The organism is Vreelandella sulfidaeris Esulfide1 (genome assembly GCF_054072535.1).
Genome location: NZ_CM133364.1, coordinates 2,455,665 through 2,476,029, shown reverse-complemented (window position 1 = coordinate 2,476,029; position 20,365 = coordinate 2,455,665). Strand labels below are relative to the sequence as shown.

Annotated in this window: 20 protein-coding genes and 1 riboswitch; of the genes, 11 read left to right on the top strand and 9 right to left on the bottom strand. The window is 56.9% G+C overall.

The features are described from left to right. Positions 1 to 164: 164 nt before the first annotated feature. The 8 genes from ACW44H_RS11605 to edd form a co-directional block, all read right to left on the bottom strand. Entirely contained in the window at positions 165 to 1,049 is an 885-nt protein-coding gene (locus ACW44H_RS11605) for an SMP-30/gluconolactonase/LRE family protein (RefSeq protein ID WP_457504635.1), read from the bottom strand. A 39-nt stretch (positions 1,050 to 1,088) separates the two neighbouring features. Further along, positions 1,089 to 1,694, bottom strand: a complete 606-nt coding sequence (locus ACW44H_RS11600; protein WP_113269510.1) for a 2-dehydro-3-deoxy-6-phosphogalactonate aldolase — start codon at positions 1,692 to 1,694, stop codon at positions 1,089 to 1,091. A gap of 83 nt (positions 1,695 to 1,777) precedes the next feature. Then, positions 1,778 to 2,740, bottom strand: coding sequence for a 2-dehydro-3-deoxygalactonokinase (locus tag ACW44H_RS11595; protein ID WP_113269511.1), 963 nt, complete (start codon positions 2,738 to 2,740; stop codon positions 1,778 to 1,780). 43 nt (positions 2,741 to 2,783) lie between these two features. Further along, positions 2,784 to 3,932, bottom strand: a complete 1,149-nt coding sequence (gene dgoD / locus ACW44H_RS11590) for a galactonate dehydratase (RefSeq protein ID WP_113269512.1) — start codon at positions 3,930 to 3,932, stop codon at positions 2,784 to 2,786. Positions 3,933 to 3,949: 17 nt separating this feature from the next. Continuing rightward, positions 3,950 to 4,672, bottom strand: coding sequence for a FadR/GntR family transcriptional regulator (locus ACW44H_RS11585; RefSeq protein ID WP_113269513.1), 723 nt, complete (start codon positions 4,670 to 4,672; stop codon positions 3,950 to 3,952). Positions 4,673 to 4,873: 201 nt separating this feature from the next. Continuing rightward, positions 4,874 to 5,821, bottom strand: a complete 948-nt coding sequence (locus ACW44H_RS11580; protein ID WP_113269514.1) for a carbohydrate kinase family protein — start codon at positions 5,819 to 5,821, stop codon at positions 4,874 to 4,876. 23 nt (positions 5,822 to 5,844) lie between these two features. Beyond that, complete coding sequence (gene glk, locus ACW44H_RS11575; protein ID WP_457504632.1) at positions 5,845 to 6,813, bottom strand: glucokinase; 969 nt, start codon at positions 6,811 to 6,813, stop codon at positions 5,845 to 5,847. After that, the gene (edd, locus tag ACW44H_RS11570) at positions 6,810 to 8,702 is read right to left on the bottom strand and encodes a phosphogluconate dehydratase (protein ID WP_457504631.1); all 1,893 of its coding nucleotides are present in this window, start codon (positions 8,700 to 8,702) and stop codon (positions 6,810 to 6,812) included. Before edd ends, glk begins: the two co-directional genes overlap by 4 nt. Positions 8,703 to 8,980: 278 nt before the next feature. Here edd and cobT point away from each other — a divergent pair, with 278 nt between their 5' ends. The 11 genes from cobT to ACW44H_RS11515 all read left to right on the top strand — a co-directional run bounded on the left by cobT (position 8,981) and on the right by ACW44H_RS11515 (position 19,390). Continuing rightward, entirely contained in the window at positions 8,981 to 10,030 is a 1,050-nt protein-coding gene (gene cobT / locus ACW44H_RS11565; RefSeq protein WP_457504630.1) for a nicotinate-nucleotide--dimethylbenzimidazole phosphoribosyltransferase, read from the top strand. Further along, the gene (gene cbiB, locus ACW44H_RS11560) at positions 10,027 to 11,019 is read left to right on the top strand and encodes an adenosylcobinamide-phosphate synthase CbiB (RefSeq protein ID WP_457504629.1); all 993 of its coding nucleotides are present in this window, start codon (positions 10,027 to 10,029) and stop codon (positions 11,017 to 11,019) included. Before cobT ends, cbiB begins: the two co-directional genes overlap by 4 nt. A 59-nt stretch (positions 11,020 to 11,078) precedes the next feature. After that, entirely contained in the window at positions 11,079 to 12,194 is a 1,116-nt protein-coding gene (cobD, locus tag ACW44H_RS11555; RefSeq protein WP_457504628.1) for a threonine-phosphate decarboxylase CobD, read from the top strand. Continuing rightward, entirely contained in the window at positions 12,178 to 12,747 is a 570-nt protein-coding gene (locus ACW44H_RS11550; protein WP_457504627.1) for a bifunctional adenosylcobinamide kinase/adenosylcobinamide-phosphate guanylyltransferase, read from the top strand. Before cobD ends, ACW44H_RS11550 begins: the two co-directional genes overlap by 17 nt. Further along, positions 12,744 to 13,514 carry an adenosylcobinamide-GDP ribazoletransferase gene (cobS, locus tag ACW44H_RS11545; protein ID WP_457504625.1) on the top strand — a complete coding sequence of 257 codons (771 nt, stop codon included), beginning with the start codon at positions 12,744 to 12,746 and terminating at the stop codon, positions 13,512 to 13,514. Before ACW44H_RS11550 ends, cobS begins: the two co-directional genes overlap by 4 nt. Next, positions 13,451 to 14,104 carry a histidine phosphatase family protein gene (locus tag ACW44H_RS11540; protein WP_457504623.1) on the top strand — a complete coding sequence of 218 codons (654 nt, stop codon included), beginning with the start codon at positions 13,451 to 13,453 and terminating at the stop codon, positions 14,102 to 14,104. Before cobS ends, ACW44H_RS11540 begins: the two co-directional genes overlap by 64 nt. Further along, positions 14,056 to 14,481: a bifunctional adenosylcobinamide kinase/adenosylcobinamide-phosphate guanylyltransferase gene (locus tag ACW44H_RS11535; protein WP_457504621.1), complete on the top strand. Its 426-nt coding sequence runs from the start codon at positions 14,056 to 14,058 to the stop codon at positions 14,479 to 14,481. Before ACW44H_RS11540 ends, ACW44H_RS11535 begins: the two co-directional genes overlap by 49 nt. A 66-nt stretch (positions 14,482 to 14,547) precedes the next feature. Next, a riboswitch (cobalamin riboswitch) is annotated at positions 14,548 to 14,780 on the top strand. A 144-nt stretch (positions 14,781 to 14,924) separates the two neighbouring features. Then, a complete protein-coding gene (locus ACW44H_RS11530) occupies positions 14,925 to 16,745 on the top strand; it encodes a TonB-dependent receptor domain-containing protein (protein WP_457504620.1) in 1,821 nt (606 codons plus the stop codon). 46 nt (positions 16,746 to 16,791) lie between these two features. After that, complete coding sequence (locus tag ACW44H_RS11525; RefSeq protein ID WP_457504619.1) at positions 16,792 to 17,649, top strand: cobalamin-binding protein; 858 nt, start codon at positions 16,792 to 16,794, stop codon at positions 17,647 to 17,649. Then, positions 17,649 to 18,620 carry a FecCD family ABC transporter permease gene (locus ACW44H_RS11520; protein ID WP_457504617.1) on the top strand — a complete coding sequence of 324 codons (972 nt, stop codon included), beginning with the start codon at positions 17,649 to 17,651 and terminating at the stop codon, positions 18,618 to 18,620. The genes ACW44H_RS11525 and ACW44H_RS11520 overlap by 1 nt, the downstream gene beginning before the upstream one ends. Further along, positions 18,620 to 19,390: an ABC transporter ATP-binding protein gene (locus tag ACW44H_RS11515; RefSeq protein WP_457504616.1), complete on the top strand. Its 771-nt coding sequence runs from the start codon at positions 18,620 to 18,622 to the stop codon at positions 19,388 to 19,390. The genes ACW44H_RS11520 and ACW44H_RS11515 overlap by 1 nt, the downstream gene beginning before the upstream one ends. 1 nt (position 19,391) lies before the next feature. Here the strand turns inward: ACW44H_RS11515 and ACW44H_RS11510 are convergent, their stop codons facing one another. Next, positions 19,392 to 20,282: an NAD-dependent epimerase/dehydratase family protein gene (locus ACW44H_RS11510; RefSeq protein ID WP_457504614.1), complete on the bottom strand. Its 891-nt coding sequence runs from the start codon at positions 20,280 to 20,282 to the stop codon at positions 19,392 to 19,394. Positions 20,283 to 20,365 lie beyond the last annotated feature (83 nt).

Sequence of the window (20,365 nt, the reverse complement as noted above, 5' to 3'; positions counted from 1 at the left end):
GACAAGGCCCCGCTAGTATTTACTAGCGGGGCCTTTTGTTTAAAACAGCGTCGTTGCAAGGAGCGCAGCGACGCGGCAATCTCAACTTTCGATGCCAGATACCCCGAGATTGCTTCGCCTTGCTTACAATGACAGAGGGTTAGCTTGGAGTAATGGCAACACGTTTATTCTAGACGCAGCAGCGGATCGGCTAGCCCTTTGACACCGGTTTCGACGACATAAAGCGAGCCGGCGGTTGGCTCCTGGGCAAGCTGTTCAGCGCTAAACCCCTCTTGGGCCGTTGTGATATACAGTGTTTTTAGGTCCTGGCCAGCAAAGGCTGAGCAAGAAGGTTGGCTGACGGGAAGCTCAATACGACCGATAACTTGGCCGTTATGGTCCAGACGAACAACCCGGCCCGCGCCCCAAAGGGCCAGCCATAGGCAGCCTTCGCTATCCACTACCGCGCCATCAGGATTGCCTGTTGTTGAGGAAAAGTCTGCCCAGGGCTGCGGTTCGCCTTGGGGCCAACCCTCACTGTCGAGCGACCAGCGCATCACTACGCCCGTCACTGTATCGGTAAACCAGGCAAACTGGCCATCAGCCGAGAAGCAAATGGCGTTGGGTATCGTCAGGTTTGAGCGCAAACGCGTGAGCCTACCGCGATGGAGACGGTAAAGGCTGCCTGCGTTTTTTTCAGCGGATTTTCCCATGGTGGAAAGCCATAGGCTGCCGTAACGATCTACACGGGCATCATTGCTACGGGTGATAGGGTTATCGGCTTCAAAATCACAAAACGTTTCAGTACTGCCGTTGCTTGGGTCGAAGCGGCTCAAGCGGTCTTCACCGACTAGTAGCAGGCCGCCGCTATCGAGTGGAGCGGCCAGCGATACCATATGATCAAGCTGGTAATGACCACTCTCCCCACTGATAGGTGACAACCAGTGCAGCCGCTGTTCGAGAATATCGCACCAACAAAGACGTTCGTTATCAGCGTCCCACTGCGGGCCTTCACCCAGGGTGCAGCGACAATCGACCGCTAATTCGGCCTGCCACGTTGAAACACTCATGTCGGTATTCATTTTAGCTTGTTCTCCTTATTGTTTTCCTTATTGTTCTCCCGCTTGCCAAGCGTCGACCAGGGCCTGCGCCTGTTGACCTACCCGAGAGGCACTTTGGCCGGGTTTGTATAAGGCGCTGCCAAGACCAGCGCCATCGACGCCTGCAGCGCGCCACTGGGCAAAATTGTCGACGCCTACGCCGCCCACTGCATATAAAAGTGTACCTGGCGGTAGTACCGCGCGTACGGCTTTCATACCTTCTAACCCAACCTGTACCGCCGGGAATAATTTAAGCCCGGTAGCGCCTGCATCGAGTGCATCGAAGGCTTCGGAAGGTGTGACAATGCCTGGCCAACTTGCCATGCCAAGCCGGTGCGTTTCTTCAATCACCGCGGGTCGGCAGTTGGGCGAAACGATTAATCGTCCTCCAGCGTCGTACACATCGCGCACTTGAGCAACCGTCAATACTGTGCCTGCGCCAATCAATGCGCGTTCACCAAATGCATTCACCAGCAGACGAATGCTTTCCAGTGGGTTGGGTGAGTTGAGCGGCACTTCAATTTTCGTAATTCCCGCGGCCAGCACCGCTTCTGCGATTTCAACGACTTCTTCGGGGGTAACACCGCGTAAAATACCAATCAGTGGCAGTGACATAGGCAATCTCTCCATTTCATGTACGGCATAACTTATGTACGGCACAACTTATGTACGGCACAACAATGGCGGCAGCCTCAAACCTATAACGCATGGTGGGCTAGCCGTAAGCCCGCAAGCACCGCCTTATCGCCCTCCAAATGCTGCGCCTGGTAGCCGATCGTATTCAGTGCCACGGTATAGCGATGGCAAAGGGCTTGACCGCCAATCAACATGATTGGCTCATCGTTAGAGCGCTGACGACAGGCGCCGGAGAGTTCAAGGCCGATGGCAAGACCTGAGAGCCTTGCAGCAAGTGTTGCACCCCGCATTTTCCCAGCAGGAAGTTGGCTATCGAGTAAATCTTGCGCGCGCAGGCCAAATAGGCGGCTGCTGAATGCTTCTGGCGCTTCATAACTCTCTTTGACTGCTGCAGTAAAAGCGTCAAGACAAACTGCGTCGTTGAGGTCGTCATTGCCAATAGAGTGCTGTAAAACCGATTGGCGTGCTAGCAGTTGGTAAAGCTCACCAGTTAGATAGGTAGTGAACTGAGTAACGGCGCCAGCTTCAAGCGTCGCCCATTTGGCGTGGGTGCCAGGTAGGCAGGCGAGGCCCGAAAAACCTGGCGTCTCGGCGACCAAGCCTGCCAGTTGGGTCTCTTCGCCGCGCATCACATCAAAGTTCGTCGTGGCACTGCGGGTTTGGCTTAATCCCGGGAGCAGATAAACACGTAACTGGCTGCCCGTCAGCATGGGCGTTACCGCACCCAGGCTGAGTTGGTCAAGCCGCGTGGGTACCGGCAAATAGGCGGCTTCCAGCCAGCCCTGGCGGGCACCCGCCATACCGCATACCACTACATCAATCTGGCCAGTGGCGGGCAACCAGTTGCCCACCAGTCGCAGCAGTTCGGCTTCATACTCATTGGCCTTTAGCGACAGCATGCCCTTATCGCTACTGGCTTGGCTAATCACTTGGTCGTCTTTATCCAACCCCCAGGCACGCAGGTTGCTGGAACCCCAGTCCACGGCAATCCACACTAGGCTATTTAATGCCTTGTTTGTACTCATGGGCTTGTACTCATCGGCTTGCTCTCAAGATTGATCGCGTGGCTTACCATTCCGCAACAGAGCCGTCTTCGTGAGCCCAGACCGGATTACGCCAGCGGTGGCCCACTTTGGCGCGTTCTTCAACGAATTCTTCGTTGATCTCAACGCCAAGCCCAGGGCCTTGGGGAATGGCGCAGAAGCCGTCTTCAATGGCGAGTGCTGACTTATCGACCAAGTAGTCGAGTACATCGTTGCCCTGGTTATAGTGAATGCCCATGCTTTGTTCTTGTATAAAAGCGTTGTGGCTGACCGCGTCCAGCTGTAACGAAGCCGCTAAGGTCAATGGGCCAAGCGGGCAGTGAGGCGCCAGGGCGACATCGTAGGCGGATGCCAGGGCAGCGATCTTGAGGCCTTCACTGATACCGCCACAGTGAGAGATATCCGGCTGAATAATATCGATCATGCCGTCGGCTAGCAGGTCGCGAAACTGAAAGCGTGTATGTAGCCGCTCGCCGGTGGCCAGCGGGTAGCCTAAACCACCGGCAATGTCTTTCAAGCAGGGCAAGTGCTCGGGGGCGACCGGCTCTTCTACAAACATCGGGTGGAAGGGTTCTAGCTCGCGCAGCAGCGCTTTGGCCATTGGACGGTGCACACGACCATGAAAGTCGATGCCAATACCCACATCAGGACCCACCGCGTTGCGGGCTTCCGCTACACGAGCCACAGCTTCATCGACCTTACGGTGTGAGTCGACGATTTGCATCTCAGGCGTGCCGTTCATTTTGAAGGCGGTAAAACCTTTCTCGACCAACGCTTTGGCGCCAGCGCCGACGTCGCTTGGGCGGTCGCCACCCGTCCAGGCATACATGCGCATTTTGTCGCGCACGGCACCGCCTAATAGTTGATGAACGGGCACGCCCAGGTCGCGACCTTTAAGATCCCACAGCGCTTGATCGATACCGGCAATGGCGCTCATTAGAATGGGCCCACCGCGATAAAAACCGGCGCGATACATGATGTTCCATAGATGTTCGATGCGGTGAGGATCCTGGCCGATCAGGTAGTCGGAAAGCTCGTGTACGGCAGCTTCAACGGTGGCGGCACGGCCTTCAATGACCGGCTCGCCCCAGCCGTAGCAGCCTTCGTCGGTTTCGATCTTGAGGAACAGCCAACGCGGGGGAACTTGCCAAGTCTTAAGTTGGGTGATTTTCATATTCGGTCATCCTTCTATTATTGACTAACGATGCCAAGGTCGGTGGCGGTGCGGCGCAATACTTCCCGGGCGGCATTTTCAGCTGCGTTGACATCGCGGTTGCGTATGGCTTCAAGCACTTGACGGTGGCGGGCTAGGCTGTCGTCTAATGTGTCGGTGCGGTGCTGCGAACGGTGTACCAGCGCCATGATGGAAGGGCGGAGTAAATGCCCCATTTGCCGCCAGACAAGATTGTGGCTGGCCCGGTAGGCGGCATCATGAAAAGCAACGTCGTACTCAGCATGCTCGGCACGCGAATCAACACTGCCAGCGGTGCTTTGCATGCCCGCAAAAGCATTCTCCAACTGGTCAATGTCCTCAGCTTGAGCTGCCAGTGCCGCCAGCCCCGCCACTACCGGCTCGGCGGAGTAGCGAAAAGCGTAAATCTCCCGTACCAGCTGAGGATCAAGGTTAACCAGGCCCGTCATCCACTCGCTCATGAGTGGGTCGAGCAGGTGCCAGTCTCCTATCTCGCGAACCAACGTGCCGCGGCCCGCCGTACGCTCTAATAATCCCGCGGCGGTGAGGCTGGTCAGTGCGTTACGGACCTGATTGCGGCTAACCGCAAAGTGTCGGCTGATATCCAATTCACGAGGGAAGGTGTCCCCCGGCTGCCAGTGGCCTGCTAGTAGCGCTTGGGCGAGTAAACGCGCTAAATGTTCAGCGCCCCCTTGATGGGGCGGCAGGGCGTCCAATGTCATGGTGTGTCTCGTAATAGACGTTATTGAACTCAGTCTATTAAATGTCTGACATTTGCACAAGCCAACAGCTTTAGACATAAGTACGAATAGAATTCGCGTATAGAAACCCCCCCATGAAGCATAGCAACCCTTAACGGAGACATAAAAAATGGCGTGCCTTTTTGAGGCGCGCCATATTGTTAATACTCTGCTTTCTGTTGGTTAGGTAATATCAGCCCGCGTTGGCAACGCCGCGTACGCGCCGGGCCGGGTGACTGCGTGGGCACCACAGCGGCAAGCAGTATCAACGGCGCGGTGTAGAAAGGCGTTATCGTTTTGCCAGTTTTCATTGATGCCATGGGCCGAGAGCTCAGCCAGCAATCCACCAATAAAGGCGTCGCCCCCGGCCGTGGTGTCTACGGCTTCAACGTTTGGTGGTGCAATGCGCTGGTCGATTCCGACGCCTTTAAGCACGACGTCATTGGGGCCGTCGGTGATCAGAATGACCTTAACCCCCGATGCCAACCGTTCTGAAAGCCAGGCTTCTGCGGGATGATCGGCACGTAAGTAGTCAAGCTCTTCCAGGGAAAGTTTGAGCAGCTCCGCGCTGTCCAGCAGTTGCGTTACCAAGTGGGTATCCGCTTCTCTACTCGGCCAAAGGTTATGACGCAGATTAGCGTCTACGCTGACCAAGCAGCCTGCCCGTTTGGCCATGGTGGCCATCGCCAGGGTAACGTCGGCGATCTCTGGGTCGGTCAGGCTATTGCTGCATAGATGTAAAATGGCAGGATTCTCAAATACGCCCTGGGGTAAATGCTCGAGGCGATAAAGTAAATCAGCCGCGGGTGGCCGGTAAAAGTCAAAGGTGCGCTCACCGTGTGTATCACGGGAAACAAACGCCAGTGCGGTGCGTGATTGCTGAGTGTAGACCACGCCACTGGTATCTACGCCGTGGCTGTCGAGTTCGCGCACGATAAAGTGTCCGAACGTATCGTCGCCCACCATACCAAGGAACTGGCTAGGCACCCCCAAGCGGGCACAGGCGACCGCCACATTGGCAGGCGCCCCGCCCGCATAGGGCGTAAAGGTTTCCTGGTCATTGGTTGCTGCCCCTAAACGGCTGGAGAGCATATCAACCAGTGCCTCCCCAAATGCGATGACTGGAGTCATCCGTCGCTCCTTTATTGATATTGTTAGAAAACTTCTTCGTTATGCAGCGCTTCGGCGGCGCCTAATAAGCCGGTCCAGGGGGCGGTAACCACCCAAATAGGGATGTCGTTGTTGTAGGTGCCCATACGGCCTTTATTGCTAAAAGCGGCGCGCAGTTCGCTTTTTGGCAGCCAGTCCAGTAGGCGCGGTAGTATGCCGCCACATAGGTAAACGCCGCCGCGGGCGCCCATGGTTAAAGTGGCGTCGCCGCACACATCGCCAAGAATTTTTAGAAAGCGTAGTAGGGCAGCAGTGGCTAGTCGGTCGCCTTCGTTAGCTGCTTGTGTGACTTCCGCTGGGTGCGTAAAACGTGGCTCAGTGCCTTCAAAACTGCAGTAGGCTTGGTAAAGCTCTACTATACCCTGACCGCATAATATGCGCTCTACACTGATGCGTGTGTGGCGTTGTTTAAATACATCCACAATCGCCCGCTCGGTATCATCTGTCGGTGCGAAGGTGACATGGCCGCCTTCGGTGGGAAGCGGAATCCAAGCTCGCTGACCGGGAAATACGCCGGCAACGCCTAGCCCCGTGCCAGGCCCGATGACAAGGCGCGTGGCGTGCGCTTGGCTCTTGCCCGGCTGGACTTCGACCAATTCACTGGCAGCAACATGAGGAACGCCCAGCGCCTGGGCGGTGAAGTCATTAATGACCTTAAAAAGCGACAGATTCAGCGTCTGCCGAACATCACTTTTTGAAAACGCCCAGTGGTTGTTGGTCATTTTGACCCGCTCAGCATGAACGGGACAGGCGAAGGCTAAACAAGCCTCTTGGGGCGCGTTTGCGCCCGTGGCGCCTACGCGTTCCAGATAGTCATGAACCGCTTCGATAACGCCGGGATAGTCAGCACAGGGTAGATTAATAATATCGTGCGGCGTGATTTCGCCTGGCGTTACTAGCGCCAGGCGTGCATTGGTGCCGCCAATATCGCCAATGAGGGCCGGTCGGCTCATTGGTCCTCCTGCTCAATTTTTTCGAGCTCCCGCGCTAGCACTTCCGCTTCGAAACCGCCAAATACACCCGCCCCCTCTTCAGCCTTAGTGGCTAAGTGGCGGAAGCCGCCAAAGAGCTCACGCCCCATGCCGAAGTGGTTATGTTCAAGGCTAATATGCGCGCAAGGGCGCGCTTCAAGCGTAGCTGCGTCCATGAGCACGTTAAGTTCGCCGCTCTCGGCATCAAGGCGCACGATATCGCCATCTTGGAGTTTCGATAGTGGTCCGCGATCAACGGCTTCTGGCGTGACGTGGATGGCGGCAGGTACCTTGCCCGATGCGCCGGACATGCGCCCGTCGGTTACCAGGGCAACTTTGTAGCCACGGTCCTGGAGTACGCCCAAAAACGGAGTGAGCTTATGGAGTTCGGGCATGCCGTTGGCCTTGGGGCCTTGGAACCGAACGACAACGATAACATCACGATCAAGCTGGCCGGATTCAAACGCCGCTTTTACCTGATTTTGGTCATCAAACAGTTTAACCGGCGCTTCAACAATCCGATGAGCCTGCTTAACCGCCGAGATTTTGATCACGCCACGGCCAAGGTTGCCGTCAAGCACGGTAAGGCCGCCGGTGGGGGAGAAGGGGTTACTAACCGGACGCAGTACGTCTGAATCGTGACTGGTCGTCGGGCCTTCTTTCCATATGAGCTTACCCTCTTCAAGGAAAGGCTCCTGGGTATAGGCGGTCATATCAGTGCCAAATACGGTAGGAATATCCGCATGCATTAGCCCTGCTTCAAGTAGCTCACGAATGAGCAGGCTCATGCCGCCAGCTGCCTGGAAGTGGTTAACATCCGCTTGGCCATTGGGGTAAATGCGGGTCATGCTGGGCACAACGGCTGAAAGGTCGGTGAAGTCGTCCCAGTTAATGGTAATCCCTGCTGCTGCCGCCATGGCAACCAAGTGCAAGGTATGATTGGTAGAACCGCCTGAGGCCAACAAACCGACAATGGCGTTAACGATCGCACGCTCATCAATCTGTTTGTAGAATGGGCGATAATTGCCACTTTGCTCGGTATTACGAATAGCTTGTTCGGTTGCGTAACGGGTGAGCGCGTCGCGTAGGGGAGTACCGGGGTTCACAAAGGAGGCGCCAGGTAAATGCAGCCCCATCATCTCCATCATCAACTGGTTAGAGTTGGCGGTGCCGTAGAACGTGCAGGTGCCGGGGCTGTGATAAGACTGGGATTCAGCCTCCAGTAGTTCTTCACGACCGGCTTTGCCTTCTGCGTAAAGCTGACGAACACGTGCTTTTTCGTCGTTGGGCAGCCCAGTCGTCATTGGGCCGCCGGGCACAAATATGGCGGGTAGATGGCCGAAGCGGGCCGCGCCAATGAACAGCCCAGGCACGATTTTATCGCAGATACCTAAATACAGAGCGGCATCAAACATATTATGGGAAAGTGCCACTGCTGTCGCCATGGCGATCACATCGCGGGAGAAAAGAGATAGCTCCATGCCCGGCTGGCCTTGAGTCACCCCATCGCACATGGCGGGTACACCACCGGCAAACTGAGCGGTTGAGCCCATGCCGCGTGCGGCTTCTTTAATCGCAGCAGGGTAATCTTCAAAGGGCCGGTGGGCTGAAAGCATATCGTTGTAGGACGATACGATACCCAAGTTCGCGCTATTGGTTAACTTAAGTCGGCCCTTATCGGTAGGCACGTCGCAACCTGCAAAGCCGTGCGCCAGGTTGCCGCAGGAAAGTTCGCCACGATGTACGCCTTGTTTATGCTGGGCAGCCATATGGGCTTCATATAGAGCACGCCGTTGTCTCGAGCGGTCACGAATACGCTGGGTAACCTCAGCAACGGTGGGGTTTAAAGTAGCAGGTGTTGAGCTCGGCATAGGGACCTCTGCATGATAGAGACGGTGTGTGGCATGTAGTTATTTTACATTTTTTAGCGTCGATATAAGAGACTTTACGGCAATAAAAACCGCATTTGTAGTTTTCTTACCCGAATGTGGGCTGGCGAATACGTCACGCAGCTACGAGCGTGAAACCTCAAGACCCCAACAGCTTGGTAGAGCCACCAAGGAAATAGCAAGTATAGCACTCAGGCTTTTGCTACCATTTTGCGCGCCATGTTTAACCTTTATTGTCAATTCACCAAGCCGGAGCCTGCATGCACGCCATTGTTGACCACATTCAGTCAGTTGATTTACATGCGGGTGAAGAAGCGCGTCGTTATTTGGATACATTGACCAAACCGCCAGGTAGCTTGGGCGCATTGGAAGAGTTAGCCGCACAGCTGTGCGCCATTACCGGGGAACTTAAGCCCAGCATTACACCACCGGCCGTGATCGTCTTTGCCGCCGATCATGGGGTTGCCGCTGAGGGCGTTTCTGCCTTTCCGCAAGCGGTGACCGCCCAGATGGTGGCGAACTTTGCTCAGGGTGGCGCGGCGATTAATGTTTTTGCTCGTCAGATTGGCGCGCGTATTGAAGTCGTGGATGTCGGCGTGGCGAGCGATATTACGGCTGCTGGTGTGGTCAATGCCAAGGTATGCCGCGGTACCGCTAATATGGTGGTAGCGGATGCGATGCAGCCTGAGCAAGCGTTAGAGGCTGTTAACGTCGGTGTGGCAGCGGTTGAGCGGGCAAAAAAAACGGGGGCAAAGTGCATCATGGTCGGAGAGATGGGCATTGCCAATACTACCGCCAGTAGCGCAATGCTGGCGGTATTAACCGGCGAGTCGGTGGCGAGCTTAGCGGGCGTGGGAACCGGTATTCATCAGCAGCAATTAACCCACAAAGTGGCAGTAATCGAACGCGCCATAGCCGCACGCAATGCTGACCCACAGGATCCTTTGGAAGTGCTTGCCAAGCTAGGCGGGCTGGAAATTGCCGCCATGACCGGTGCGTATTTAGCCGCTGCCGCGCATCGATTGCCGACCATTGTGGATGGCTTTATTGCCACCGTCGCTGCATTAACCGCCTGTCGAATCTGTCCAGCCGTGCGCGGTTATTTGATTTTTGGCCATCGCTCCCAAGAACCCGGACACGAGGTGGCGCTACGTGCCCTCGATGCGAAGCCGCTGCTGGACCTGGGCATGCGGCTAGGCGAGGGCAGCGGCGCCGTGCTGGCTTATCCCTTGCTTCAATCAGCGGCAGCGATGATAGCGGAAATGGCCACCTTTGATTCAGCAGGCGTTAGTGACAAGGCGAGGGCATGATTGTTGGTGCCACGTTAGGTGGGATAACGCTGATCGCACTGGCGATCGCGATTGATTTAATCGTTGGCGACCCGCGCGCTCTGCCGCACCCGGTGGTGATAATGGGCCGCTTTATCAGCAGTTTTGAACGGCTATGGAATCGCGGTACGGCGCAGCAGCGAAGATGGAGCGGCGCGCTGCTAGCGCTCATCGTGGTCGGTGGCGTATGGGGTATTAGCTGGCTGTTGCTTTTAGTACTGATGCAGTTGCACCCCGGGCTGGCGCTTATTGCAGAACTTTGGCTGCTTTCCACGACACTGGCGATTAAAGGCTTGGGCGATGCGGCCCGTGCTGTGGTAAAGCCGCTGAGCATGGGCGATTTAACCGCTGCGCGAAAAGCGCTGGGAATGATTGTCGGTCGCGACACCCATAGCTTGGACGAAGCAGAAATCACCCGCGGTACGGTGGAAACCGTCGCGGAAAACACCGTGGACGGTATCACTGCGCCGCTGTTTTTTGCCCTGATTGGCGGGGCACCGCTGGCGCTGGCGTATAAAGCAGTGAATACCCTGGATTCGATGGTCGGCTACCAAAACCAACGCTATGCTGATTTTGGTTTTGCCTCCGCCAAGCTGGACGATGTAGCCAACTGGTTACCGGCACGCTTAACCGCGTTGTGTCTATGGCTCGCCGGCCTGCTAATGAATGTTTTAGGTATTCTAAGATTGCGCTGGAAAGGTGCACTGCACGACACCTGCCGCGATGCCCCACGGCATCCCAGCCCCAACGCCGGTTGGCCGGAAGCCATGGTAGCTAGGTTGTTGGGTGTGCAACTAGGCGGGACTAATTTTTATCAGGGCGTGGCTTCTCATCGCGCTACCCTGGGTGAACCATTGGAAATACTTGGGGTTGCCCATATCAACGCCACGATTCGTTTAATGCACGGCGCTTGGGTGTTGTTTATGCTGCTCTCAGTGGGCGTGATAGCTGGGCTACTATTCATTATTTAGGCTTTGTTTGAAAAACCAGTGAGCACAGCTAGTTTTTCAGATACAGCCTCGAGGCGTCTATGATTACACATGCATGGCCTAGCCACGGTGGCCAAGCCAAGGCGCTCCTGGCGCACTTTGGTTTGCCAGCAGATCATCGCTTGGAAGATTTTAGCGCCAACCTGAATCCACTGGGGCCGCCCGCATGGGTTCGCGATTGGTTAACGAAGCAACTGGCGGGCCTTGAGCACTATCCAGCACCAGACTATCACGCTGCCTGTCATGCGATCGCCGCTCAACACCAACTTCAGCCCGAACAGGTGCTACTAACTAACGGTGGTGCTGAGGCGATTTATCTCGCCGCCGCACTGCATGCAGGCCAGCGAGCTGCGATTATCAACCCAAGCTTTGGCGAGTATGCCCGTGCCTGTCACGCCCATCGGCTTTCGATCAGCGAGATTGCGCTGCCCGCACCGCACTTCAGTTTGAATGTTGATGCGCTACTGGCATCACTCAACGACGTTGATGTGCTGTTCCTTTGCCGACCCAATAACCCCACGGCCACGCTCATCGACCTCTCAGCGATGCAGACAATACTGGCGCACACCGCTGCAATTGGTTGCTGCGTTGTGGTCGACGAAGCCTTTGTCGACATGGTGGGTGATACGGTGGGTGAAACGCCACAACAGGGCTCGTTGGCACCGCTGTTGGCGCGCTATCCGCATCTGATGCTGCTGCACTCAATGACCAAGTTTTATACCCTGCCAGGTCTCCGGCTGGGCTACCTGCTGGCGGATGCGGCGACTGTTCAAGCGGCACAGGCCCACCAACCGCCCTGGAGCGTTAATCACCTCGCGGCTGAACTAGTGGCGCCACTACTGGCAGACGCTGTGTTTGTCCGACGCACCCAGCGGTGGCTGGCCACTGAGCGACCGCGTATGGCGCAAGCGCTTACTCAGTTAGGCCTGGAGGTAGTGCCTAGCCAAGCGTGTTTTTTCCTGCTTCGCCCTGGGGGGGAACAGCGAGGGCAGGGCATCACCAGCGACATCCTGTTTGAGCGGCTGCTGCGCCGGGGCGTATTGGTGCGCCATACACATAATTTTGTCGGGCTTAATGGCGAATGGCTGCGGGTGGCGCTGCGCGACGAGCCCGCCAATCGACGCTTGATAAAGGTGCTAAATGATTGTCTTCGTTAGCGGCGGAGCGCGTTCGGGTAAAAGCGACATCGCCGAGCAGCGGGCAGTGAGCGCAGCAGGCGGTTCGTCCTGTTATTACTTAGCCACTGCCGACGTCTACGACGCCGAGATGGCCGAACGAGTGGCCCGCCATCGTCAATCCAGGCATGAGCAGTGGCAGAACGTTCAGTGGAAAACAATTGAAGCCCCGCTGCGTATTGATCAAGCGATAGCCAAGGTGCCGGACGGCAGTGTCGTTCTGCTCGACTGCTTAACCCTGTGGGCCAGTCAAGTCCTGTATGCCAGTGAGTTGAGTGAAGAGGCGGGATTGGCGCTGTTGGCAAACGCACTCTCTGATGCCCGATCGCGTCGCATGCATTTTGTGATTGTCTCCAATGATATCAATGAAGCGTTACCGCCTACGGATGCCGAAACCTGGCGCTACCTGGCGTTTCTTCAGCGCGCCCATCGCTGGCTGGCGGCGGAAGCCGATTCCGTCGTTGAGGTGATCGCGGGCTGTGCCGTGGAATGGAAAGAAGAAGAGAGGAAGCGAGAAAGGGAGATGTGCGTTTGAGAAATGCGTTGTTTGGGCTGGTATTAGCGCTACAGTTTCTGACTCGGATACCCATTCCAATAGTAGCACCCTGGACACCGGAAACCCGGCGCTGGGCGGTGCGCGCCTATCCGTTGGTGGGTTTGTTAATCGGTGGCGTGATAGGGTTATTGGCGATATACATGCAGAACGTTCCTGCACCAATCACCGCACTGGCCATATTAAGCGTATGGGTGGCGCTTTCGGGCGGGCTGCATTTGGATGGCGTGATGGATATTGCCGACGCGTTGGGCAGTAACCAGCCGTTAGCGCGCCGTTGGGAGATCATGAAGGACCCGCAGATCGGTAGCTTTGGTATGTTGGCGCTGGTGTTTCTGCTTGCCTGGAAGGCCGTGCTGCTGTGGGCATTACTAGCTTATCACGCACCCTGGTGGTGGCTGTTAATAGTCCCCGCGCTAGGGCGCTGGACAGGCGTTGCATTACTGGTGCTGACTCCCTGCGCCCGGCCGAAGGGTTTGGCATGGAGCTGGAAGCAATCGCTTAGTGGTCAGGACGTGGCGTTTGCGCTGCTGCCACTGGCGGTGTTTGCGCTGTGGGCGCCCAGCGTCGTGGTAATGGTGCTAATCGCCACTGTTTTCGTGGTACTGATGCGCTGGTTCATGTTGCGACTGTTTAATGGCATTAACGGCGATATGGTAGGCGCCACCATCGAAGGAGGAGAGCTTTGGCTACTGATCTTACTGTGGAGCTGGTGGCAGTTCGCCACGGTATCACCGCTTGGAATTTAGAGCGCCGTTATCAAGGCCAGCGTGATATCCCGCTGCTTTTTCCCGACGCAGAAGCGGGGCTACTGGCGCTACGGGAAGCCTTGGCCAATGAGCATTTCGATGCCATCTACTCAAGTGACCTTGATCGCTGCCAGCAGACCCTGAAATGGGCGGAAGCGGCTAGGGAAGGGTTGCCCCTAGCCCTTGAGCCACGCTTGCGCGAACTCAATTTTGGCGAGTATGAAGGCAAAGTTTACGATGAGCTAAAAGACTTGCCCCACTACCGCGCCTGGATCGATAGCGTGGGCGAACTGCAAATTCCCGGCGGCGAATCGGCGGCCCAACTGCGCGAGCGCTTGGATGCTTGGTTGTATGACCTAGCGGGTAATGCCCGGGCTAACGACCATAAAAAGATTTTGGCCGTCACCCACGGCGGCGTGATTCGTGAGCTGCGCCGACGTTTTGAAACGATCCACTTCTGGGGCAGCACGGTACTTCAAGCCCAGGGAAGACGCTGGCAGCTTATTTATCAGACAGATGAGCATGGAAAAGGGGAATGGCAATGCAGCTCTTCATCGGCGGTGCCTGCGCTGGTAAACGCGACGCCGTAACGTCACGCTTTCCTTCGGCAAGCTGGCACCGACTTGAGGCTGGCCAGCGACTCATTAATAGCCAGCAGGCGCTAGCCGCCAATACACCGCTGGTAATTACCGGTGTGCTTGAGTGGCTTGGCGCTGCCCTTGAGCGTGACGACAACGATGCCCTGCGCCAGCAGTGGCAGCGCGATATGGCAACGCTCTGCCAGCGTGCCGATAAGCTAAACGCGGCGTTAATCATTATTGCCACTGAAGTCGGTCGCGGGATTGTGCCCATGCAGCCAGAACAGCGTCGCTTGCGCGATCTCAACGGCTGGTTCGCCCAAGACGCCACTACCCAGGCCAGCCATGTGTGGTATGTCCGCCATGGGTTGGTGATGGCGGTTAAGTAGCCGCTAAAATTTTATACTGAGCGGCTTAGCGCCGCACTTCAATTGACCTCCCTCAGGCAAGTTGCTAGCTTACGCCCACTCTCAGGTGCTGGCGGTTGAAAAGCCGCTAGTGAAACGGGAAGTTGGTGAACGCCTCGCGTGATTCCAACGCTGCCCCCGCAACGGTGATCGAGATAAGAACGGCTAAAACGCCACTGTGCTCATGCACGGGAAGGTGGTCGTTCGGATAAGGATGGCTCTACTTGTAGAGACGCCTTTCGCTCGTCAGCCCGGAGACCGGCCCGAGAGTAACGGTTCAAGCGAACCGATACATGCCGAGACGCGGTGGGCGCTCTCAGGGCAGTGAACCATAGCGCAATGCTACGGTGACGCCCTTGTTGTGCCCTGCGCTCGGTCAAAAAAACTGCGTTGTGCGGGTGAGCACGACGAGCAAGGGATCTCACATGAACCACCGTTTCCACACTACCGCCAAACGGGTGGCGTTTGTCATGGCTGCGTTACCGCTAGCCATCTCCTTTTCTGCCCAGGCCCAATATGCTGAAGCGACGACCGAATTAGCCGCGCTAGACCCTGTCGTCGTTACTGCTGCGTTGGCCCCTCGTACCGCCAATGAAAGTCTCTCTTCCGTTAGCGTATTGGATGAGGCTACTTTTCGTCGTCAAGACCCCACCAGCCTGACGGATCTTCTGCGCGGCCAGCCGGGCGTTGATATCACTAGCAACGGCAGCTTTGGCAAAAGCAGCAGTGTTTATCTGCGTGGTGCGCCCAGCGATGCCTCCGTGCTCATGATCGATGGTATTCGGCTACGATCCGCCACGGCGGGCGGTGCCGCTTTTCAGTATTTAGACCCACGTATGTTTGATCGCGCGGAAATCGTTCGCGGCCCAAGGGGTAGCCTTTACGGTGCAGATGCGGTCGGCGGTGTTATTCAACTGTTTACGCCTGATGGTGATGAAGAGGGCCCGCAACCCAGAATCTCAGTCGGCGGTGGCTCATTTAATACCCAGCGGTTAAGCGCAGGCATTTCGGGACGTGAAGGAGGCACGCGCTACAGCTTTGCCGGTAGTCATTTCAATACCGACGGCCAGCCCATTCGTCGGGGTGGTGAAGACAAAGGCTACGACAACACTTCTGCGCTGGCCCGTGTTGCGCATACCTTTGAAAGTGGCGCTGAGGTGGGTGTGCTGGCGCTGCGCGCTCGTGGTAACAATGAATATGATGGCGGAGAGAATGACTTCGTCCAGCAGGTGGCGGGTATTTACGGTGAGTTACCGGTTACCGATACTTGGCGCAGTCGTCTAACGCTTAGCGAGGCCCGTGATGAGCTGGATACGGTTGATAATTTCGGCAGTTCAGTGATTGACACCCGCACCCAAACCGCGCGTTGGCAGAACAACTTTCAGTTTGGCGCTCATGAATTGATCGCTGGCGCTGAAATCAGCGAAGACCGCGTTTCAAGTACCAATGATTTTGCTGTCACCAGTCGCGATAACACCGCTGTGTTTACGCAAGGTCTGCTCGACTTCTCTCCGTTCGCCATTCAAGCAAGCCTGCGTTACGACGACAACGAAGCCTATGGCGATGAAGTCACCGGTAGTTTGGCGTTGGGTTACGACCTGGATAATTATCATACGCTGCGCGCTAGTATAGGCACCGCCTTTAAAGCGCCAAGTTTTAATGACCTTTATTGGCCGAATTCGGGCAATCCTGAACTCAATCCAGAAAAGTCTGAAACTGTTGAGGTAGGCGTTCGCGGCCAATATAACCAGTGGTTCTGGGACTGGGCCGCCTTCCAAAACGACTACGATGATCTGATTGCGTGGGCACCGACGCCAAGCGGGTTATGGGCGCCGCAAAACGTTAATAACGCGCGCATTCGCGGTGCCGAGCTTTCCAGTGGTGTCGAAATCAGCGGCTGGACTCTGCAAGCCGCGTTTACCTACCTAGACCCAGAAGACCAGGATACCGGCGATCGGTTAGCCCGCCGCGCCACACAAAGTGTACGCTTGGATGCTGACCGTGCGCTTGGCGATTGGTCGCTGGGTGGCTCATTAATTGCTCAAAATCATCGCTACGATAATGCCGCCAATACTCAACGTTTGAATGGTTATGGGCTGGTTAATTTGCGCGCAGGCTGGCAGTTCGCGCCACTTTGGAACGCTCGTGTTACGCTAGAAAATGCCTTTGATAAAGAGTATGAAACGTCGAGTGACTATATCAACGCAGGCCGAGCAGGATTCTTGAGTGTTCACTTTGGCCAATAAAAAAAGTGTGTTAGCACGTGGGGCCTTGGGCCTCACGCTACTGCTTATGTTGACTTCGGCAAATGCCGATGACCCTGCTCGCTGCGCAGTGGATGATCGTGACCGTGAAGTATGCCTTCACAATGCTGCTCAGCGGATTGCCACGCTCTCGCCGGGTGCAACGGAGCTGACCTACGCGGCGGGTGCAGGGGCTCAAGTGGTTGCCGTTGTCTCTTATAGCGACTATCCACCGGAAGCCAGGCAAGTTGCCTCGGTGGGCAGCCACACCCGCATTGATTTGGAAAAGCTAGTGGGGCTGGCGCCCGATTTGGTGATTGGTTGGGTGACGGGGAATCCGGCAGAGCAACTTGAAACCCTGGAATCCTTGGGCATGCCAGTATTCTATATCGAACCCCGCGACATAGAAGGTGTGGCCAGTGCCATCGAGCGTTTAGCGCGACTGGCGGGCACGGAAACGGACGGGCAAGCGGTAGCCGATAATTTTCACACGACCATGGACGCGCTCGAAGAGCGCTATCGAGACCGCGAGCCGGTAACCACCTTCTATCAGGTGTGGGATGCGCCGCTTATGAGCGTGAATAACGAACACCTAATCGGTCAGGTGATTGAGATTTGTGGCGGTGACAACGTATTTGGCGAACAGCCGCGCCTGGTGCCGCGCATTGATGATGAAGCCGTGCTGGTCGCCAACCCTGAGGCCATTGTGGCCGGTGGTATGGGCGAAGAGAACCGCCACTGGCTGACCCACTGGGAGCAATACCCCAACTTGACGGCGGTGGCGAAAGACAATCTATTCTTTGTGCCACCCTCGTTGATACAGCGGCCAACACCGCGACTGATGGAGGGCACGCGTGTCCTTTGTGAGAAGTTGGATGCCGCCCGCCAAAAACGCCGGGGCGCTTGATGCTGGCGCGCCTGGGGTTGCCGCTTGGCTTACTGCTACTGGCCGCACTGGGTGCCTTGGTCATCGCCCTGGGCGTTGGTAGCGCGCAGATTTCCCCTGCGCAGATTTGGGAAGTGACCCAAGGCAAAGGCGATGCCCTGGCGCGCACCATGGTGATGGAGCTGCGCTTGCCTCGGGCGCTCTCGGCGTTTGCCGTGGGTGGTTTGTTGGCGATAGCGGGCGCGCTAATGCAGGTGCTGCTACGCAACCCCTTGGCAGACCCCTATGTGCTGGGGCTTTCTGGCGGTGCCTCAATTGGCGCACTGGCCGCTATGCTCGGTGGCTTAGGTGGGCTGGCGATTTCGGGCTCGGCCTTTGGTGGCGCGCTACTCTCAACCTTTCTGGTTTTTGGCTTGGCTCACGGCAGCGGCGGGTGGACGCCTTCGCGGCTGCTGCTCACCGGTGTGGTAGTCGCATCGGGGTGGGGCGCAGTGATTACTTTAATGCTGGCGTTGAGTCCCGCCGAGCGCTTGCCGGGCATGCTCTACTGGCTAATGGGCGATCTCTCCTACGCGCGTACACCGTGGCCGCCGCTGCTGCTGTTAGTCATGACCTGCGCAGTGCTGATTCCGCTGGGGCGTAGCCTCAATGTATTGGCCCGTGGCCCACAGCAGGCCGCCGCCCTGGGCGTGGCGGTTCGGCCGTTGGAGTGGTGCATTTATGTTACCGCCAGCTTGCTGACAGCGGCGGCGGTCACTACCGCTGGCAGCATTGGTTTTGTCGGTTTAGTGGTGCCGCATATGCTGCGTTTACTGTTAGGCAATGATCTGCGGCTGATACTGCCCGCCTGCGCACTGGCGGGCGGCACGCTGTTAGTGCTGGCCGATACCCTGGCGCGCACCATGATCGCCCCAGAACAGTTGCCCGTTGGGGTCATCACCGCGCTGCTGGGCGTGCCCACCTTCCTGTTCCTGCTTTACCGGAGCCGCTGATGGGCACTCTTTCGACGCACGACCTTATTATCGATGTGCCTGGCCGCGAAGGCGGAACGCCGCTCAATCTGACCCTTGAGCCTGGGCAGAGTTGGGGCGTGTTGGGCCCCAACGGGGCGGGTAAAACCACACTGATACACACCCTGGCAGGGCTGCAAACCCCACGCTCAGGCGAGGTAAGGCTGATGGGTAAGCCGCTTGGCAAGCTGCGTCGCCGCCATGTGGCCCAGCGCCTGGGGTTGGTGTTTCAAGACCGTCAGGACGGCTTTCCCGCCGCGGTGTTGGAAACCGCGCTGATTGGTCGTCACCCTTATCTTTCGCCCTGGCAAATGGAGGGTGCTGATGACTATGCCCGCGCAGAGGCTGCCCTTGAACGCCTGGATGTGGCGCATCTAAGTGAGCGGCTGGTCAGCACGCTTTCAGGCGGCGAGCGCCAGCGGGTGGCGATTGCCACTCTGCTGACCCAGGCGCCCGACGTATGGCTGGCCGACGAGCCAACCAACCACCTGGATCTTCATCATCAGAGTGCCGTGATGGCGCTAATGGCGGAGCAGGCCGCCGAAGGACATGCCGTCATGATGTGCTTGCACGACCTGAACCTGGCTGCCCGCTGGTGCGATCACGTGCTGTTGATGTACCCCAACGGTGAGGCTTGCTGGGGCCCAAGGGAAACCATGCTGGTGCCCAGCGCGCTGGAAAGCCTATACCGCCAAAAACTAGCGGTGGTGGAGGTGAATGGCGCGCCGGTGTTTGTGCCGATTAAGGCCTAGCTTATAACGCCAGTTCGTCCCGCCACGTATGGCGAGGTTCGAAACCGACCAACCGGCGGGCCTTTTCGATACTGTAGAAGGTTTCGAATTCGCCCATATCGCGCTTGATCGGTACGCCTGCGTAGAAGCGCTCGATCACTTGGGCGTTGGTCAAGCCTACTGAGAGGTCGTGATTGGCGACGTTGAATACCTGGTAACCGAGGCCATCCGTTTTCAGGCAACAATCGACCATCTGGCCCAGGTCGCGGGCGTCGATGTAGGCGAAAATGTTGCGGCGACGCAGGGCGGGGTCATCCAGGTAGGCCGGGAAATCCTGGCGGTACTCGTGAGGCTCGATAACGTTGTTGATGCGCAGGCCGTAGATGTCGATACCCGAACGCGCCTGGAAGGAGCGTGCGGTCACCTCATTGACCACTTTGCTCATGGCGTAGCTATCTTCTGGCACGGTGGGGTGCTCTTCATCGATGGGAAGGTAGTCCGGTTTCCTCTCGCCATCGGCGAAACAGACGCCGTAGGTGGTCTCGCTGGAAGCGAAGATCACCTTAGGAATGCCCAGCTTGGTGGCGGCATCCAGCACGTTGTAGGTGCTTAGCGTATTGATGCGGTAGGTCTCGTTGTCTGGCCTATGCAAAATAGCTGGAATGGCCGCGAAGTGGACAATCGCATCGTAACGCGGCACGCCAGTGCCTGGCTCCAGTTCGTCAAACCCGGCGTAAGCATGGCACGCATTGAACACCTGGCCTGCATCGGTCAGGTCGGTTTTCAGGGTGGTGATGCCGGGCACGTCAGATGTTACCCAATCCAGATTGGTGACGCGGTGCCCCTGATCGCGAAGATAAGCAGTGGCATGACGGCCAGCCTTGCCGCTACCGCCGGTGAACAATATACGCATGCAGACTCCTCACTTAATGGAACAAACCATTCCACCTTAGCAAAGAAAAGTCTTGTCCACCGCGTGCGGTCTAGTTATTAAAA